We start from the raw sequence: 18,405 nt of genomic DNA, 5'->3' as shown, positions 1-18,405 counted from the left end.
CTGGGAGGAATCATCAACGAGTACCATCGAGCCGCCTGAACGAATCCTTGAACCCGCTGGTCAGCAGCCGGAATCTAGTTTTGGCACCGTACAGGCGAGCCGCGCCCGGTCAGATGGGGCGTACCGGACCTTCTCGCCGTTCAGCTGCCGTTCGAGGATTATGACTTGGTGTCGCAGCGCCAGGATCTCGGCATCCTTGTCCCGGTCGCTCATTGGCAGCAGCTGTAGCAACGCGAGAGCGTTGGTCACACCGAGGTAGGCCAGTCGAAACAGCACAGTCGGTCATCCTCGCGCAGCACGCAACGTAGATCATCGCCGCATCCGCCACGAGATCCCTCGACGCTACGCCAGCGTCCTGATCTCAGTCATCAAGAGGGCGGTGACCAGGACGGACGAGGTTTCCGGCACCCGCACGGCCTAACGCCGCAGCAGCCCGACGGCCACGACCAGGATTCGCCTCCTCTACATCGACTCGCCGCTATCCATGCCCATCGAGAAGAGCCCTACCGGACGCGGTGAAAGAATCAGCTCAAACCTTTTCAAACCGTCCTTTCGGGAACTCTTCCACTGGTGGGAGGCTCAGGGAAACGAATCCGGGACACATGAGTTCCGCAGCCGGGCGGTCTGGCCCCACCCAAGCCGCGCGGCGGCTCAGATCGGGAGCTGCGGGCCGAGCACAGTGCCGGGGTCATAGCGGCGCTTCACCCCCCGCCACCGATCGACGGTGGGCACACCGAACTGTGCGCGGTAGAAGTCCCGCTCCACCCGGTGATAGCCGTGCAGATACTGCCGGCCGCCGAGTTCGTGACAGAGTGCCCCGGCAGCGTCGAAATGCTCCCGGTACTCGTCGACCCGATCTGGCGGCACGATGCAGTAGAAGCCGAACGTGCGTACCCGGTCGGTGTCGGGCAGCGGACTCAGTGGCGGCCGGGGCCGGCCCCCGGTGCGCAAAAAGGCGCCGTTGACCACGGGGACCACGGTTGGGTCGGCAAACCGCTCGCGGACCGCAGCGAAGAAGGCGTCAGCTTTCTCCATCGGCAGGAAGAAGTCGCTCCATAGCCGGCGTGCCTCGGTCTCGTCCGCCAGCAGGCCCGCGGCGACCTGGCCGCGGGCGATGCCGACGGAGAACCCCGCCTCCGCCTCGAACAGGCGCTGGTGATAGTCGGCGACCAGAGTCTCGTCCGGCTCGGCCGCCACGTTCCGCGCCGACCGGCCGACTTCGACCTTCCACCGGCGGGCGGCGGTGGAGTACACCGCACGGCACAGGCGTAGCCGCTCGTCGCGCCACACCTGTTCCGCCACCGTGGCGAGGTCGCCGCCGTCGAGCCGGCGGATCAGGACGGCCGGCTGCGCCGGGACCACCCGAAGCTCGGCTCGGACGATCAGACCCACCTGGCCGAGGCCACAGAGTGCGTACCAGAACAGGTCCTGGTGCGGGCCGTCGGCGGTCGCGTGCACGAGTGCGGCGTCACCCGTGACGACATCCAGGGCCACCACCTGATCAACGACCGCGCCGACGAAGGGCGACGTCGGTCCGAAGCCACCGACCGACAGCGTGCCGCCGACCGAAGCGTGCTCGTTGCTGGTCACGACCGGCAGGGCGAGGCCGTGCTCGTGCAGCCAGCGGTGCAGCGTTCCCCATCGCACCCCGGCCTCGACCCGCACGACCGCCGCTCCGGTCAGCTCCATCCGGTCCAGCGCGGCGGTGTCCAGCAGCAGGCCGTCGGTGAGGGCCTGCCCGTTGCTGCTGCACCCGTTGCCCCGCGCGACGACCGGCAGACCGTGGGCGGATGCGTACCGCACCGTCTCCTGGACGTCGGCGGCTCCGGCGGCGAACACGACCGCCTGCGGCTCCTGGCAGCGGATCCGGCCGAAGTCCCGGTGCCACTCACCGGGCACCGGGCCGAGCAGCTTGCCGGCCAGCAGCCTGGCCAGCGATCGATGCGACGTCATCACGCGGTCGTAGCCGGCCGGCTGATCAGGCCCTTGAGCTTCGCTGCGAAGTGGTCGAAGAACGGCACCATGTGGCAGACCGGGTCGCCCTGCCGGACCGCCGCGACGGCCCGGTCGCGCCACTCGTCGATCGCGGCGGCGACGTCGGCCAGGTCGACCGCACCCGAGGCGACCAGGTGGGCGAGGTTGCCGTCGCGCTCATCAATGTCGTCGAAGTCGACCGCGTCGTCGCCGATCATGTACAGCACGCCCAGCGCCTCGCCGAACTCGCGGGCGGGCGTCACCATCTCGGGGACCCCGCCGGCCAGGCAGTTGACCGCGGCGTAGTTGGCGAGCATCACCCCGGCCTTGATCCGGGCCGCCGCGATCCAGGACTCGACCGTCGTCGGTCGGGGCGCGCTGACCTCGACGATCTCCTGCCGCCAGATGTCGCGGTAGTCGTCCTCGAGCGTCCTGAGCACCTCGACCGGCCGTTCCCGGCCGGCCAGCAGCGTCGTACCGACCGACAGCAACTGGACCCCGAAGATCTGGTCGCGGGGCGAGAGCGGCTGGTCGTCGTCGATGAGGTCGTCGATCAACTTCACGCCGACCGCGTGGATCGAGACCCCTGCGCCGAGGTCGGCCCGCGCCCTCGGGTCGCGCACCCACAGCGTCGTGTAGTACGGCGTACGCGGGTAGCCCTGCAGGTCGCGGACGAAGGCCAGCCCCTGCGGGGACATGCCCAGGCTGGTCAGCTCGGCGAGGCACCGCTGGACCACCCGCGCCTGACTGTCGTCCATTTCGGCCTTGAACTCAGGAAACGTCAACACGTTCGTCCTCCAGGAGAAAGGTGATCAGGCGGTCGGCGAAGTCGGCCATGAAGCCGGCGATCGGGAACTCCGGCGGGAACTCGTCCAGGGCGCGCAGCGCCTCGGCCCGCCACCAGCGGGTCGCCGCGACGGCGGCGTCACGGCTCACCCGCCCGGTGTCGATGAGGTGGCACAGGTTGCCGCCCGCCTCGCCGAGGTCGCGGTGGTCGCGGATGTCGTCCCCGATCATGAACAGGACACCGAATGCCTCGCAGAAGGCGCGCGCGGCCGGCAGGCGCTCCACGACATCGGCCGCGAGGCAGGCGGCGGAGGCGTAGCACATCATCATCCGGCCCGACTTGATGCGGGCGTAGTGAATCCAGCTGTCGAGGTCGTGGGCCGGGCGTTCCGCCTCGTTGATCTGCTCCCGCCAGATCACCTCGTAGTCCTCGTCGAAGACGCGCAGCACCTCGGCCGGCCGGTGGTAGGCGCCGAAGGTCGCCGTGCTGCTCTGGGTGAGGAACATGCCGAGGATCTGGTCCCAGGGCCGGATCGGCTGGTCGCGGTCCATCAGGTCGTCGACCAACTTGATGCCCATCGCGTGGGTGCAGATCGCGATCCCCAGCTCCCGGCGCTGCACGGGATCCGGCACCCAGAGCGAGGCGAAGTACGGGATCCGGGGGTAGCCCTTCATCTGGCGGACGTACTCCAGCCCGGTCGGGGTCATGCCGACCCCGGCCAGGCGGTCGGTGATCCGCTCCAGCAGGGCGCGCTGCGCGGCCGCCCACTCCTCGTCGAGGCCGCTCACTCCGGAGAGCACGGCTCCCCCTCCTCCTCCTCGTCGATCGGTAGCGGCGCACCGTCGAGCACCGCGGCCACGGCGGCCACGGTGCGCCGGCGGGCCCGGTCCGGGTCTAGCAGCGTACGGGCGAGCGCCGCCGCCCGGCTGCGGCGTCGGGGCAGCTCGTCGGGGTCGCCCACCCAGCGGACGGCGACCTCGACCAGCTCCTCCATCCGGTCGAAGCCCTGGCCGACGCCGTGTTCGGCGAGGAACGGGCCGACCCATTCCTCCATCGGCAGGCCGGAGCGCACCAGCAGTTGCGGAATGCCGAAGTAGAGCCCCTCCAACATGGAGTTCGGCCCGGTCTTGGAGATGAACAGCGGCGCGTCGGCCGCGTTGAGCCAGGAGAGGTACCGCAGGTAGTCCCCCTGCGCCAGCCGGTCGAAGGTCTGCCAGGCCGGCACCTTCAGCTCGGTCAGCAGCTCGGCCGCCTCGGCGGCCAGCGCCGGATTGTTGTACGCGATGAAGACCAGCGCCGCGTCGGGGTGCGCGCGGGCGATCCGTTCGAGGGCGGCGAGATACTCCCGGCCGCCCCGGTTGGACAGGATCAGTATGCGGGTGCTGGTCGCGGTCAACGCCGGATCGAGGGCACCGACGGCGTCGCCGCTATCGACGGCACCGGCGGTGCCCTCGAAGACCTGGGCGGCCTGGGTCTGCGCGAGCAACCGGCCGACCGGCACGACCCGCCCGGGCCGGTAGCCGTGCTCGCGGACGAGATAGTCCCTGGCCCGGTCGAACTGCACCAGGTGTACCGGCAGGTGGGGCGCCCGGTGCACCGGCAGCCGGAGCAGCCCTTCGTTGGTCACGTAGTTGACCACCGGCGCTGTCAGATCCGCGACCCGCAGCGCGGCGTGACTCAGCCGGGAGATCACCCCTTTGGTGCCGATCACCAGGTCCGGCTTCGTCCGGGTGAAGTGCTCGACGACGGGTGCCAGCCGCTCGGCGGTCGCCGCCGGCACCGGCTCGTCGTCCAGGTCCGCCGGCAACCGGCCGGTGAAGTCGGCCATGAGGCGCAGGTATCCTGCCCGGACCTCGTCGGCGGGCAGCCGCGCCGCCACCAGCTCGCGGATGGCTGCGCCAGCCTCGGCGAACTGCGGAAAGATCGTCTCTGCCTCGACGACGGTGACGTCCGCCTTCTCCAGACCGGCAGCCAGGGTCGCGGCGAGCGTCCGGCCGGCGAGGAGATTCCCCAGCTCTCCCCAGGTGCGCATCGAGATGACCTGCACGCTGCGGGTCATGCCCACTCCCTCCGTCGCGTTCGCGGTGTCATGCCAGCAGGCCCGGGTTGAACAGGCCGTGCGGGTCCAGTTCCCGGCGCAGCCGGCGCAGGGCGACGAGGTCGGCCCCGTACATCGACTGCAGGTCCGCCTCGTCCAGGTCGTACCAGCCGGCCAGGTACGGCCGACCGCCCAGCGCGAGGCACTCGGCCAGCACCCGGCGGTGCATGCCCTGCACCCGCTCGACGCTGGCCCGGTCGCCGCGCGGAACGCTGAAGTACAGCCCGAAGCCGAGGGCGAGGCCCCGTAGGCCGGCTGCCGGGGTGAACGGCACACTCGGGCGTTGTTCCGGGCGGTGCACGCCCAGCATGAGCAGCCGGCCTCCGCCCTCGCGGTAACCGGGCGTCGCCAGGATCTCCGCTTCGAGGAAGCGGGCGAACTCGACCGCGGCCGGCGACGACAGGCAGTAGTCGGCCCAGATGAAGTGCACCGACGGGTCGGCCGGGTTGCGCCGGGACTCCCGCATGGACCGCAGCGGCCAATCGGCCTCGACGCGGATGTCGGCCCGGCCGGGCAGCCGTCGCGGCAGGGGAGCGCCCATCATCCCGTACGTCGTGACGAAGCCGCCCTCGTAGTGCTGGGCGGAGAAGAGGTCGACCGGCGACCGCTGCTCCTCGGCCAGCCACCCGACGTACTCGACCAGGGCGGGCAGTGACGGGTGCTGCTGCGTCGCGATGGTGGTGAACCGCTGGTAGGCGACCGTGCGCAGCACCACCCGGTCCAGTACGCCCAACTGGCCGAGCGACCCGATGCCGTACCGGAACAGCTCCGGCGACTCGTCGGGCGAGCACCACCGGGCCTGCCCGTCGGGCAGGATCAGCCGGAACCGCTCGACCAGGTCGACCTGGCCGCCGTGCGCGATCGTGCCCTCGCCGTAGCCGCCGACCGACAGGGTGCCGCCGATCGAGACCGTCAGGTGGTTGGTCAGCACCGGGATGCTGCGTCCCAGCGCGTTCAGGGCCGTCTCGGCGGCGTGCCAGGGAGCCCGGGCGCACACCTCTGCGGTGCCGTCGTCGTGCAGCCGGACCTCGGGATCCCCCGGCTCGCCGACGATCAGCACCCCGCCGTCGGACAGGCCCTGCAGGCCGAAGGAGTGCCCGCTGCCGCGCACCGCGACGGGCATCCCGGCCGCGCGGGTGGTCCGCAGGACGTGCGCGACCTCCTCCGCCGAGGTCACCGGAGCGACGACGGCGGGCAGCAGATCGTGCAGGCGGCCCACGTTGGTGGCGTACGCCCGCCGACCGACCGGATCGGACCGTGCCGGCCGGCGCAGCCCGCGCTGCAACTCGGCAACGAGCGCCCGGCGGGCGGCGGGGTGACCGGTGCCGCCGGGCCGGCGGCCCGGGCGGCCGGACAACTCGCGCAGGGTCTCCCGCCAGCCGGCGGTCTCCAGGCCGTTGCCGACGACGACCCAGTCGGCGCCGCAGTCGTGATAATGGCGGACCTGGCCGTACGAGCGCACGCCGCCGCCGACGAACAGCAGCTGCTGCGGCGCCAGACCGCGCCGGTAGGCACGCAGCACCGCCTCGGGGACTCGGCCGTGCCGGTAGAGCAGGTACGCGAGGTCGAAGTCGCCGGTGGCGACCGCCGCCACCAGCCGGGGCAGTTCGGTGCCGGCCTCGGCCGTCTGTGGCGCCCCCACCGCCTCGTGGGTCTTGCCGTCGCTGCCGAACGCGAACGACGCCGACCGCAGCAGTTCGGGTGCCCCGTCCCCGAGCGCCGCCGCGGCGACGGCGGTCTCGGCCGCACCGCCGGAGACGAAGAAGGACCGCAGCGAGTTCGGTACCGCATGCACCAGCACCGCGTCGGCGCCTGGGCAGAGCGGAGCGCCCCGGCCGGGTATCGACGGGAAGTGCAGGACGATCGGCAGGTCCGTCCGCACGCGCAGGTCGGCGACGTAGGGTGCCACCTGCCGGTCGAACGCGGCGTTGTCGGTGCTGCCGACGAGCAGCACGGGATGGCCGAGGTCGGCCACCGCCCGCGACTTCTCCACCGCCTCGGCGAGCGGCACTTTGTACGGGTCGACGACGTGCAGCAGCCCGGGGGCCTGCGCCCGTAACGCCGTCAGCACCGGCGCGGCCACCGGGACCGTGCTCAGATTCCCGGGAAGTCGCACTTCGCGCATAGGTCGGTCCGTTCCTTTCGCAGCAGGCTGGCGCGGCGGGCCGTGTACTTCTCGTTGTTCCAGATCTCCGCGATGGTGTTGTCGTTGACGTTGCCCATGACCTCCTGCACGCTCCAGTCCTGGCAGCACAGGACGACCCGGCCGTCGTGGGTGATGTAGAACTCGTTGAACGGCCGCACGCAGAACTGGTTGAGCAGCACGGTCGGGCGGCCCGGCACGTTGCCGGCGCGGTTGGTGAGGATGGCGTTCGGATTGCGGTCGACCAGCACCAGTTCGGGCCGGGCCGGATACTGGCGGACCCTGGCCAGGACCGAGAGGTCCGTGGTGTAGTCGTTGACGACGACGGTGGCGTACCTGGTCAGCTCCTCGGCCAACTCCTCGGTCAGCTTGGAGCCGTTGGTCTGGATGGAGATCGACGCCTTGGTCCGTTCCTTGGCCATCCGCACCATCTCGGGCAGCCGCCGGTCCAGCAGCGGCTCGTTGAACAGGTAGGGGTGGATGACTCCGGTGAAGTCGGCGAGCTGGTCGAGTAGCGACTCGTAGAGCTCCATCGACATCCGGCCGGACGGCATCTTGATGGTGCCGATCGGGCAGAACGAGCAGCGGTAGTTGCAGCCGCTCATCGTCTCGATCGCGATCATGCCGAACTCCGGCGACGTACGGCTGGACTTCTGCTTGAGCCAGGCGGCGTCGCTGAGCGCCTTGGTTCCGGCACCGCGGAAGTAGGTGCGGGACACTCCGCTGAGCACGTTGAGGACGCCTTTGCCCTGCGCGCGCTGCTTGATGTACTTCGCGATGTCCGTCATGCGGGTTCCCCTCGGGAGATCGTGGGAGACACCGGTAGCGGCGAGGCCGCCGGTTTGGTGTGCCGGGTGTACGCCGACCAGGGGATCTCACGCCGTGGCCGCCCGACGATCCCGCGTGCCGCGAGCCCCAGCGTGACTTGGCAGAACCAGACGAAGTGGATCGACTTGAGCAGCCACTTCTTCGCGGCGAAGCGGAGACCGTGGCCCCGGGCCGCGGGCGCCAGCGGCCACAGCCCGTAGAAGTACATGCGCCAGTACCGGCCGGCGACCTCGGCGGGGAAGTCGGACATCAGCACGGCCGCGGTCAGCAGCGAGCGGTTGACGCGGTGCCTGATCTCGCCCGCCGGGCCGCCGGTCAGGTGGTAGCAGGCGGCGTCCGCGACGATGTGCGTGCGGTGCAGCGGGTTCTCGTGCCGCGGATCGAGTAGCGCGAAGCAGAAGTAGTCGTCCTCGCAGGTGTAGCGGTCCGGGATGCCACGGGCCACGAGTTCGGCGTCGACGACCATGCAGCAGCCGTGCGGGTAGCCGAACTTCGGCGTCTTGGTGATCTGCTTGCCCCGGTGCAGCAACCGGGCCGCCGCGTACGGGTTGGGCCGGGCCACCTTGCTTGCCCCGGCCGAGCCCCGGGCGCCCCGTTCGAGGAAGTCCTCGAGCAGCCGTCCGATGCAGCCGGTGCTGAATGTCACGTCGTCGTCGACCCAGGCCACGCCGGCCAGGCCGAGGCCGGTGGCCAGTTCGAATGCGGCGTTGAGCATGCGGCTCTTTCCGGCCTGCGGCATCGCGATCCCGACGAATGTCGGCCCGCCCCCGGAAGCGGTGATCTCGCCCAGCCGCTCCAGCCGCTCGATCGCCTCGTCGTGCTGGTCGTCGCGCCACTGCATGCCGACGACCAGCACGCGTGGGCGGGCGGCCACCGTCGGCGGCAGATCCGCGAGCTGGGCGAGGAGCTCACCGACGGTCTCGCGGTGGCTGGACAGCGGTGCCCGAGCCACGTATGTCGGCAGTACCAGGGCGAACCCACCGCCGAAGCCGACGCCGAGCTCCCCGGCGACGGCCGAGACCGGCAGTCCGGCCCGGCTACCGGGTGCTCCGGGACGGACCACCACACACTCCGTCGGCGGGGGATCACCGGCGGCGGGCTGATAGCCCCGCCGGATCGCCCAGCGCACGGGCCGGGTCATAACCTCGATCATTGGTACCTCCGCATTCGTCAGACACTGGCGACGGCGGACCAGAGCCGGCGCAACTCGTCGGAGCTGTCGAGCAGGTCGTCCAGGGCGCCGACCGCCTCCAGCCGGCCGTCGCGCAGGACCACGACGAGGGCGGCCCGGCGCAGCACCTCGGGCCGATGGGACACCGCCAGGACCGTGCTCCCACCGTCGCGCAGGATTCCGTCCCACAGGGCGTCGCTGGTCGCGGGGTCGAGTGCGCTGGAGACGTCGTCGCACAACAGCAGCGGGGTACGCCGGACGAGCATCCGCGCCACGGCCACCCGCTGCGCCTGGCCACCGGACAGGCGCAGCCCACGCGGCCCGATCACGGTGTCGAGGCCCTCGGCCAGCACGGCCAGGTCGGCGTCGAGCGCCGACCGGGACACCGCCTCGGCCAGCCGGTCGTCCGGCAGCCCCAGCAGGATGTTCTCCCGGATCGTGCCGGTGAACAGCCGTGGCACCTGCGGCGTGTAGGCACACCGCGGCGGCACCAGCACCGACCGGCGGTCCGCAGGCAACGGGACGTCGTCCCAGCGCACCTCGCCGGTGGCGCCAGGCACCTGGCCGAGCAGGGTGCGCAACAGCGTGGTCTTGCCCGAGCCGACCTGGCCCACCACGACCGTCAGCCGACCGGCGGGCATCGTGAACCCGATGGCGGACACCCCGTGGCCGGCATCGTCGTGCCGAGCGGTGAGGTCCGTGATCGTGATGGTCGGCGGGCCGCCGGTCGGTGGCGGAGGTGAGGGCCCCGGCGGAGTGTCGACCATCGCACCGGGCCGGGCGTGATCGAGATCCATGCCGTGCCGGGGGTGCAGCCGACCGCCGGTGATCGCGGTCATCCGGCGCAGCGCGACGAGCACGCGCTGCAACTGGACGGTGAGCACGCCGAGCGAGGCGAGCGTGTCGACGAGCAGCTGCAGGTAGAACGTGAACAGCACCATGTCGCCGATGGACAGCCGGTTGCCGCTGATGGCCGGTGCCGCGATCAGCAACACGATGCCGGTGCCGAGCGGCGCGGCGTTCAGCAGGGTGCTGCGCTGCACGGCGACCGCGAGCTCCTCGGAGATGGCGACCCTGGCCCGGACGGCGTTGAGCGCATCCAGGCTCCGGGTGACCGCGTCCTCGGCACGCGCGGCCTGCACACCCAACGGCACACTCAGCACCTCGCGCAGTGCCTCGCTGACCAGGGCGGTCTGGGCGCGGCTCTGCTCGCGGTAGGACATCATCCGGCGGTGCACCAGACGCATCACCGCCACCATCACCACGAACAGCCCGAGGATGCTCAGCGTGATGAGCACGTCGATGCGGAGCATGATGGTGATCGCGGCGACGGCGAACAGCCAGCGGGCGATGTTGATCGGTGACCACACGACGAAGAAGCCGGCGTCCGCGGCATCAGCGCCGACGGTCGTGACCGCCTCGCCCGCGCCGATGTGCCCGGCCTCCGGCGACGGTTCGAGCAGCGACTCGACGAGCGACAGCCGCAACGCGCCGACCGTGTGGTACTGCATCCGCGGTTCGAGCCACGGCACGACCGTGCTGAACTGTAGGGAGATGCGCGCGGCTTCGATGCCGGCGACGAGCGCGACGAGGCTCCACAGGTTCAGGCCGAGAGTCGACTCGCCGCTGAGGGAGTCGAAGGCCATCTGCATCAACAGGCCCAGGGCCAACATGCCCAGCCGCAGCACCGCCCACACGGCGGCGAGCACGGCGTAACGCCGGCCACGGCCGGCAAGCAGCAGGCGTACCCGGTCGCCTTTCGTCTCGGTCACGTCAGGACCGCCCCACGGGGGAACAGCCGGTCGGCCGTCTCGTCGTCGCTGCCCGTGAAGTCCGCCCGGGGCGTCAGGCGTGCCACCCGGCCGTCCTCGACCACCATCACGTCGTCGACGATGGTGAGCGTCTCGGGCCGGTGGGCGATGATGAGCGCCGTACGACCCTCGATGAACTTTTCGATCGTCCGGCGCAGCCGCCGCTCCGCGTGCGGGTCCAGCCGGGCCGACGGCTCGTCCAGTAGCACGATGTCGGGATCGGTCAGCAGTGCGCGGGCCAGCGCGAGCAACTGTTCCTCGCCGGCCGACAACCCCGCTCCGCCCGGTCCGATCCGCGTGTCGAGGCCCTCGGGCAGCGCGGCGTACCAGGTGTCCAGGCCGACCTCCTCGACCGCCCGGCGCAGCTGCTCGTCGGGCCACCGGTCGTCGAAGAACGTGAGGTTGTCCCGCAGCGTGGCGGCGATGACGTGCACGTCCTGGGTGACGAGCGTGATGCGGGAGCGCAGCGCGGCGACGTCCAGCTGCCGGACGTCCGTGCCGCCGATCGAGACCACGCCGGCCTGCGGGTCGTACTGGCGGAACAGCATCCGCAGGATGGTCGACTTGCCGCTGCCGCTGCGCCCGACCAGGGCCACCCGGCGGCCCGGCGCGATCGTGAACGACACGTCCGACAGCACCGGGCGTTCGTCGTAGGCGAAGGTGACGCCGGTGAAGCTCACCGCGCCGCGCCCCGGCGGGAGGGTGCCGCCGCCGTCGGGAACGATGTGGGCCTCGCCGAACAGCTCCTCGATGCGGCGGACGCTGCCCAGGACGTCTTCCATGTCCTGAAAGCGGGAGGTGATGCTGACCAGGGGCATCCGCAGCAGGATCGCGTACGACAGGCCCGCGAAGACGGTGCCGACGCTGGCGCCCCGGTGCTGACTGAGCCACACACCGGTGGCCAGCGCCGCACAGAGGTTGACGGCGGTGAGCACCTGGACCGCCGCCGGCCAGGTGACCGTGGCCCGCGCGGCCCGCCGGGCCAGTCGGTAGTGGTGCAGGATCCGTTGCCAGGCGCCCTCCAGGGCGTGCGCCGTCCCGCCGTTGGCGTTGAGGTCCTCCCGCCCGGTCAGGCTTTCCTCGAGATAGCCCAGCAGGCTCGCCTCGGCCCGCTGTCGGTCGGCGATGAGCGGCACCGCGCGGCCGAGCAGGCGCCGCAGCAGGAGCAGCATCACCGCCGTAAGCGGGGTGAAGAGCACGCCGTAGCGCCAGTCGAGCAGGAAGAGCGCCACGACGATGCCAATGATCAGCAGCAGCTGGGCCGCGATGTCGAGCACCAGCTCGGACAGGAGCTTGGCCAGCCGCGTGACGTCGCCGTCCATCCGATCGACCAGCTCCCCCGGCGAGTGCCGCAGGAAGAACTTCGGGCCCTGTCGCAGGACGTGGGCGAGCAGGTCGTGGCGCACCTCGTTGGTGGTGCGCCAGGCGACCCGGCCGGAGACCCAGCCGGTGCCGGCCGACAGCGCCTGCCGCACGGCTGCCAGCACCACGAAGACGGCAGCGTATCCGGCCAGCTCGCCCTGCGACCGGCCGACCACCGCCGCATCGATGAACCGGCGCACGACCTGTGGAGCCACCAGTTGGGTGCCGACGTCGAGCGGTATCAGCGCGGCCAGCAGCAGAAAACCGCGCCGATGGCGGCAGACGTAGCCCCGATAGCGGGCCCAGTTCGTCTCGACCGCCCGCTGCTCCTGTGAGTTCATCTGGTCAGCCGCGCCCGGCGACCGCGGCCCGGGCGGCGGGGGGCAGTTCGGCGGCGTCGCCGACGGGCCAGCGACCCGGTACAGGTCCGATTTCCGACAGCTCGTCGGCCTGGAACCGGCACCACGGCGACAGCGTCTCGTCGGTGCGGGTCCGTTCCCGGAACGAGTCCCAGCCGACCCACTCGACCCGGTCGACCTCGTCCGGGTTCGGCACCGGGTCGCCGGCTGCCTGGGCCACGTATACCGGGCACATCTCGTTCTCGACCACACCGTCGAGTTCGGCGCGGTAACGGAAGCGGGGCAGCACCAGGCGAAGGTCGCTCAGGGTGAGTCCCAGCTCGGCCTGTGCCCGCCGGTGCACGGCGTCGGTCATCGGCTCACCTGGGCCGGGATGGCCGCAGAAGCTGTTGGTCCAGATACCTGGCCACGTCCTTTTTCGCAGCGAACGCCGCGACATTAGGAACTGCCCGCTACTGCTGAAAACGTAACAAGAGAACGCGAGATGTAGTGGTGTGTCATCGGTGTGAACGGTGCGTTTTTCCTGCTCACCGACGGCCCTACCCTCGTGATCGAGTAGCACGACGAGCTCCATACCACTCCCCCGCCAGCCGAATCTGTCGATTTCGCTCGCACAACAATCCACGGGAAATCGACTCCCGTCAACCCAGTACACAAACCGGTCAACACGGAAAATCGAGGATGAACGAAGTTGTGGGCCCCCGGACGGCGCCCGGATCCGCTACAGTCGATGCATGACCGGCCACGGCTGGTTACGCCAAAGAGGGCCACTTCACCCCCAATATGGACAGAGAGTAATCGTGCTTCGGCGACATCCGGCTGGGTCCTGTCGCTCCAGCCCGCGTGATCGGACACCGGTCACCTGCCGTCGACTTCGCCTCGATCGCACGGAGGACACATGACCGCCACCAGCGAGACCGACCGAGTCGTGCCCGGCCTCAACGTGCCCGCCCTCAGGGTCGAGGTGGAGAACACGATCGACAGCTTTCTGACAGCCCGGCGGGACATGAACGCCAGCCCGGAGTGGCGCGACGGGGTCGACGCCCTACGCGCCCTGGCACTCGCCGGTGGCAAGCGCACCCGACCGACGTTCTGCTGCCTTGGCTGGCGCGCGTTCGGCGGTGGCGACCACGCCGGCATCGTCGCGGCCGCCGCCGCGCTGGAACTGTTCCACCTCTTCGCCCTGGTGCACGACGACATCATGGACGACAGCGACATCCGGCGCGGAAAACCAACACTGCACGTGACGATGGCCGAGGCACACCGGCGGCTCGGCTGGCGCGGCAACCCGGAGCACTACGGCCGCAACGCGGCGATCCTCTGGGGTGACCTCTGCCTGACCTGGTCGGATGAGGCGTTCCACGGCTGCGGCCTGCCGCCGGAGCGGGTGTCGGCGGCGGCAGAGCTGCTCAACCTGATGCGCGTCGAGGTGCTGCTTGGACAGCATCTCGACATCCGCGGCGAGGCCGTCCCGGCGGACCTGGCCGCCTGCCTCACGATCCTGCTCTACAAGTCGGCGAAGTACACCGTGGAACGCCCACTGCAGATCGGCGCGATGCTGGCCGGCGCGGCCCGACCCGACGTGGAACGGCTTTCCCGCTTCGGCATCCCGATCGGCGAGGCATTCCAGCTGCGCGACGACATCCTCGGCGTCTTCGGCGACGATGCGGTCACCGGCAAGTCGGCCCTGACCGACCTGCGTAGCGGAAAGTCCACCGTGCTCATGGCGCTGACCGGAGACCGGGCGGACGCAGCCCAGGCCGCCGAGATCGCCCAGTGGCACGGCAATCCAAACCTCGGCGAGCGGGAAGCACAACGGCTACGGCACATCGTGCGGGAGACCGGCGCGTTACGGACGGTCGAGGAGATGATCTACACCCGCACCGACGAAGCGGTAGCGGTGCTCGACTCCCTGCCCATCGTCGGGGAGGCACGGGAGGCGCTGGCCGATCTGGCCCGAACGCTGTCGGTCCGGCGCAACTGACAGGTTATTCAACGCACGTCTCATGACCGGGGAGGGACGGGAATGACCGTTCACGACACCCAGCGAACGGTGCTGGTGACCGGGGCCGCCGGGTTCATCGGGCGACACCTCGTCGAGCACCTGACCAGCCAGGGTCGGCCGGTGATCGGCGTCGACCTGCGCGAGGCCCCGGCCTGGCCGGCGGATGCGGCGTCCGTCCGGCACATCGTCGCCGACCTGCGCACCACGAACATCCGCCCGCTGCTCGCCGGGGTCTCCTCGGTGGTTCATCTCGCCGCGTTGCCCGGCGTCCGGCCGTCGTGGGACCGCTTCGACGAGTACGTCGAATCCAACGTGCTCGCCACCCGCCGTCTCCTCGAGGCAGCCACGGAGACCGGCCTACGACGGCTGGCGATCGCCTCCTCGTCCAGCGTCTACGGCAACCAGGACGGGGCGATGACCGAAGACCAACTGCCCGCACCCATCTCCCCCTACGCGGTCACCAAACTGGCCGCAGAGCATCTCGCCCTGGCCTACGCGGCTCGCCCCGGCTCCGTACTGACCACCATGGCCCTGCGCTTCTTCACGGTATACGGGCCACGGCAGCGGCCCGACATGCTGATCTCGCGGATCATCTCGGCGATCCAGGAGGGCCGGGAAATCCGGGTGTTCGGCGACGGTTCGCAGCGCCGCGACTTCGTCTTCGTCAAGGACGCGGTGCGCGCGGTGACGGCAGCTCTCGACGCGCCCGGCCCGAGTCGCGTGTGCAACGTCGGCACCGGCGAGCAGATCTCGGTCGTCGAGATCATCGCCCTGATCAGTGAGCTGATGGGCCGCCCGGCGACAGTCCGGACCGAACCCCACCGGGCCGGCGACGTGGTGTCCACGCGCGCCGACACCACCCACACCGCCAGGGCACTCGGATTCCGCGCGTCGGTCTCCCTTCGAAAGGGACTCCAGGAGCACATCAACGCGGCGCGGAGCGACCCGATGCCCGTCGGCGCCTGATGGACCGCCGCCCCGCGCTGACCGTGGTCGTGCCGCACTTCCGCTGCGCCACGTACCTGGCGGAGTCGGTCACCTCCATACCCGGGCAGACGTATCGGGACCTGCGGCTCGTGGTCGCGGACGATCACTCGCCGGATGACGACTGAATCACCGTGCTCGCACCGCGGAAGGGCGGGCCGCGCAGCTCACCCTGCTGCGGGCGTCGCGCAACGTGGGGCCGCTGCGGCTGAGGAACGCCGTGATCCAGTCGGTGTCCACGCCGCGCGTCAGGCTCGCTGGTACGGCGTGGCCGCCCGGACCCGCATGTGCTTGCGCCGCCGTAGCCGCACGCTGGCCAGCACCGCCGTGACCAGGACCAAGCCAGCGCAGTACAGGGCACCGTGCAGCAGACCCTCGCGCAGGTACTCCGGGTCGCCGTCGCCGAGGCCGTAGGCCCCCACCTGCTGAGTCGACCAGAACGGCAGGGCCTTGGCGAGCTTCTGCCCCGGTTCGACGAGGAACTGCAACCCGGTGATTGAGATCAGGACGAGCGTGCCCTCCAGATCGTGCGGAGCCGCGGCGCTGATCAGTAGGCCCAGCGGAGCGGCGACCACGACCGTAAGCCCGAACTCGATGGCGACGGCACCCGGCCGCTGCAAATTGTTCTGGTCGACAAAGATGAGCACCCAGTACACCGCAGCGAGCGCGGCACCCAGGGTCAGTAGCGCGGTGAGCGTGCCGAGGTAGAGGTGCGCCGGCTGATAGCCGAGTTGGCGTAGGCGCCGTTCCACCGCCTTTGTGGTGTTGCTCAGGAACAACCCGGCCGTGCTCACGGCCCAGGCCAGACCCAGACCGGCGAAGCGAATCGCCTTCTCCGGATTGCCGTCGTGGCGGGCCATGTAGAACAGCAGTGGAACGAACGCGAGCAGCGCGAGGGCGACCCGTCGCCGGGCGAGGTCCCGGCCCATCATCTCCGCAATGGTGAAAAGCTTGGTCATGACTCGGCCTCCGCCTTCGCTCCGAGGTCGAGCACGGCGTCGACCCGATCGAGTGAATTCAACATGTGCGTGATGACAAGCGTCGACTTTCCGGCGTCACGGCGCTGTAGCACCCAGTCCCAGAAGTCGATGTAGCTGCCCCGGTCGAAACCTTGATAGGGCTCGTCGAGCAGCAGGATATCGGGGTCGGGCAGCGCTGAGAGGATGAGGTTGAGCTTCTGCTGGGTGCCGCCGGACAGGTGCCGGGCCTGTGTCGCCATGCCGCCGTCCCAGGCCAGGCTCTTCGCGAGCCGTCGGCCGGTCGCCTGGGCTTCATCCCGGCTCATCCCATGCCCGGCGCCGAACATCGCGAAGTGCTCGTCGGCGGTGAGAAAACCCATCAGCCCTGCCTGCTGGGGGCAGTAGGCCATGCTCTTGTCGACTTCGACCACGCCGCTGGACGGGCTGACCAGACCCGCGCAGATCTTCATGAGCGTCGACTTGCCGCAGCCGTTGGCACCGATGATGGCGACCACCTCGCCGGCGTGCACGATGAGCTCGACGCCCTTCAGGACGTGATTCTTGCCGTACCGCTTGTGAATGTTCGAGGCATGGAGTCGAATCGGTGTCGACGAGTTGCCCGCCGCTGGACCGGGCCTGATGGCGGTCACTTCCGAGGCGCTGTCACTCAAATCCATAGGTGCACCCTAGTGCACCATCACGCTCGGCAGGGGGACGATCACACTAGATCAAGCTGTCGCTCCCTGCAGCGCCACTTCGCGCTGGCTGGCTGGTCCTGCACATCAGGTCGAGTCAGCGGCGGCGTCCTTGCGCTTCTACGATTGGCCGCCAAGGGTGCTTATGCCGTCATACCGGCCTAGTGTGCCGAGTCATTGGAGAGTTGATTAAGAGCGACCGGCAATTGGGCGTGAGTTCGGTCAGAGGGTCAGACCAGGACAGCAAGCGGGCACAGGCATCAACGATCATGTGAGTTCTCTACGCTCCGTGATCGACGAGGATGCCCGTGCCCGTTATCCCATCATCGCTGTTGGAGCCCGTGTGGGTCCAGTTCGACGCGTTGCTGCCCGAGCGACCGGAGTTCGATCCGACCCACCCGCTGGGCTGCCACCGGCGGCGGGTGCCCAACCGGGTCGTGTTCGCTCACGTCGTTGACGCTCTGGTCCACGGCTCCGGATACGAACGCATCGCCACCGAGGTGTGCTCGGCGCACCATCCGCCGGCGCCTGCACGCCTGGGCGCAGGCAGGGCTGGGCGAAGAACTCCACGCCCTCGCCCTGGCCGCCTACGACCGCATGACCGGCCTGGTTGGCCGCCGTCAGCGTCGACGGGGCCATCACGAAAGCACCGTGCGGCGGCGACCGCGCCGGTCGCTCCCCGGTCGACCGGGGCAAGGGTGGCATGAAACGCTCGACACGCACCGACGGCGACGGTATCCCGCTCGGCCTGATCGGTACGAGCGCCAACCGCCACGACTCGCCGCTGCTGCGCGGCACCTTCGAAGCGTGCAGCACGCAACTGCGGCACCACTGGCCCACACAGGTCACCGCGCATCTGGACCGCGCCTACGACAACAACCCGACCCGCAGCCTGCTCGACGAGTTGGGCTTCGACGCCGACATCGCGCGCAAAGGCGTGCCCGCCCCTGTCCAGGTCGGCAAACGCTGGGTGATCGAGCGGTCGAACTCGTGGATGAACGGGTTCGGCAAGATCCGCCGCTGCACCGACCGCAACGCCTGTACGGTGCCAATACCTGTCGCACCTGCAGTGAGCTGGGGCTTCATGGGAACGAGGCACCTTCGTGGTCATGGTCTTCCAGCTGATCTATCTGATCGCGATCCGCCTGTTCGACGCTCTGCTCCTCGCGGCGCGCAGCGACCGCGCGGTGCTCGCGGAACTGCTGGCCCTGCGCCACGAGGTCGCGGTG

At 70.0% G+C, this 18,405-nt stretch carries 16 protein-coding genes and 1 pseudogene; 4 read left to right on the top strand and 13 right to left on the bottom strand.

Annotation, left to right across the window (positions count from 1 at the left end):
• Positions 1–60: 60 nt before the first annotated feature.
• The 11 genes from ACGFIZ_RS32660 to idi form a co-directional block, all read right to left on the bottom strand.
• Entirely contained in the window at positions 61–276 is a 216-nt protein-coding gene (locus ACGFIZ_RS32660) for a hypothetical protein (RefSeq protein ID WP_393426744.1), read from the bottom strand.
• A gap of 375 nt (positions 277–651) precedes the next feature.
• A complete protein-coding gene (locus ACGFIZ_RS32655; protein WP_393426742.1) occupies positions 652–1,953 on the bottom strand; it encodes an FAD-binding oxidoreductase in 1,302 nt (433 codons plus the stop codon).
• The gene (locus tag ACGFIZ_RS32650; RefSeq protein WP_393426739.1) at positions 1,953–2,762 is read right to left on the bottom strand and encodes a hypothetical protein; all 810 of its coding nucleotides are present in this window, start codon (positions 2,760–2,762) and stop codon (positions 1,953–1,955) included. Before ACGFIZ_RS32650 ends, ACGFIZ_RS32655 begins: the two co-directional genes overlap by 1 nt.
• A complete protein-coding gene (locus tag ACGFIZ_RS32645) occupies positions 2,746–3,561 on the bottom strand; it encodes a class 1 isoprenoid biosynthesis enzyme (RefSeq protein WP_393426736.1) in 816 nt (271 codons plus the stop codon). Before ACGFIZ_RS32645 ends, ACGFIZ_RS32650 begins: the two co-directional genes overlap by 17 nt.
• The gene (locus ACGFIZ_RS32640; protein WP_393426733.1) at positions 3,546–4,820 is read right to left on the bottom strand and encodes a hypothetical protein; all 1,275 of its coding nucleotides are present in this window, start codon (positions 4,818–4,820) and stop codon (positions 3,546–3,548) included. The genes ACGFIZ_RS32645 and ACGFIZ_RS32640 overlap by 16 nt, the downstream gene beginning before the upstream one ends.
• Before the next feature lie 28 nt (positions 4,821–4,848).
• Entirely contained in the window at positions 4,849–6,984 is a 2,136-nt protein-coding gene (locus ACGFIZ_RS32635; RefSeq protein WP_393426731.1) for a geranylgeranylglyceryl/heptaprenylglyceryl phosphate synthase, read from the bottom strand.
• Entirely contained in the window at positions 6,954–7,790 is an 837-nt protein-coding gene (locus ACGFIZ_RS32630) for a radical SAM/SPASM domain-containing protein (protein WP_393426728.1), read from the bottom strand. The genes ACGFIZ_RS32635 and ACGFIZ_RS32630 overlap by 31 nt, the downstream gene beginning before the upstream one ends.
• Positions 7,787–8,983, bottom strand: coding sequence for a hypothetical protein (locus tag ACGFIZ_RS32625; RefSeq protein ID WP_393426725.1), 1,197 nt, complete (start codon positions 8,981–8,983; stop codon positions 7,787–7,789). Before ACGFIZ_RS32625 ends, ACGFIZ_RS32630 begins: the two co-directional genes overlap by 4 nt.
• A gap of 17 nt (positions 8,984–9,000) precedes the next feature.
• The gene (locus tag ACGFIZ_RS32620) at positions 9,001–10,773 is read right to left on the bottom strand and encodes an ATP-binding cassette domain-containing protein (RefSeq protein WP_393426722.1); all 1,773 of its coding nucleotides are present in this window, start codon (positions 10,771–10,773) and stop codon (positions 9,001–9,003) included.
• Entirely contained in the window at positions 10,770–12,515 is a 1,746-nt protein-coding gene (locus ACGFIZ_RS32615; RefSeq protein ID WP_393426719.1) for an ABC transporter ATP-binding protein, read from the bottom strand. Before ACGFIZ_RS32615 ends, ACGFIZ_RS32620 begins: the two co-directional genes overlap by 4 nt.
• Before the next feature lie 4 nt (positions 12,516–12,519).
• Entirely contained in the window at positions 12,520–13,107 is a 588-nt protein-coding gene (gene idi, locus ACGFIZ_RS32610) for an isopentenyl-diphosphate Delta-isomerase (RefSeq protein ID WP_393426716.1), read from the bottom strand.
• Positions 13,108–13,431: 324 nt separating this feature from the next.
• Between idi and ACGFIZ_RS32605 the strand changes: the two genes are divergently transcribed.
• The 3 genes from ACGFIZ_RS32605 to ACGFIZ_RS32595 are packed head-to-tail and all read left to right on the top strand — an operon-like array spanning position 13,432 to position 15,650.
• Positions 13,432–14,517 (top strand): polyprenyl synthetase family protein, encoded by a 1,086-nt coding sequence (locus tag ACGFIZ_RS32605; RefSeq protein ID WP_393426713.1) that lies wholly within the window; start codon positions 13,432–13,434, stop codon positions 14,515–14,517.
• A 42-nt stretch (positions 14,518–14,559) separates the two neighbouring features.
• A complete protein-coding gene (locus ACGFIZ_RS32600; protein ID WP_393426710.1) occupies positions 14,560–15,504 on the top strand; it encodes an NAD-dependent epimerase/dehydratase family protein in 945 nt (314 codons plus the stop codon).
• On the top strand, positions 15,504–15,650 hold the full coding sequence (locus ACGFIZ_RS32595; protein ID WP_393426707.1) for a glycosyltransferase: 147 nt from the start codon (positions 15,504–15,506) through the stop codon (positions 15,648–15,650). The genes ACGFIZ_RS32600 and ACGFIZ_RS32595 overlap by 1 nt, the downstream gene beginning before the upstream one ends.
• Positions 15,651–15,770: 120 nt before the next feature.
• Here ACGFIZ_RS32595 and ACGFIZ_RS32590 read toward each other — a convergent pair whose 3' ends face one another.
• Positions 15,771–16,481 carry a hypothetical protein gene (locus ACGFIZ_RS32590; RefSeq protein ID WP_393426705.1) on the bottom strand — a complete coding sequence of 237 codons (711 nt, stop codon included), beginning with the start codon at positions 16,479–16,481 and terminating at the stop codon, positions 15,771–15,773.
• Positions 16,478–17,158 carry an ATP-binding cassette domain-containing protein gene (locus ACGFIZ_RS32585; RefSeq protein ID WP_393426702.1) on the bottom strand — a complete coding sequence of 227 codons (681 nt, stop codon included), beginning with the start codon at positions 17,156–17,158 and terminating at the stop codon, positions 16,478–16,480. Before ACGFIZ_RS32585 ends, ACGFIZ_RS32590 begins: the two co-directional genes overlap by 4 nt.
• A gap of 326 nt (positions 17,159–17,484) precedes the next feature.
• Here ACGFIZ_RS32585 and ACGFIZ_RS32580 point away from each other — a divergent pair.
• Positions 17,485–18,224 (top strand): annotated as a pseudogene (locus ACGFIZ_RS32580) (IS5 family transposase); the annotation flags it as partial.
• Positions 18,225–18,405 lie beyond the last annotated feature (181 nt).

This window comes from Micromonospora sp. NPDC048830 (genome assembly GCF_043198215.1).
In the GTDB taxonomy this organism is placed as follows: domain Bacteria; phylum Actinomycetota; class Actinomycetes; order Mycobacteriales; family Micromonosporaceae; genus Micromonospora.
This window is presented reverse-complemented; position numbering and strand designations above follow the sequence as displayed.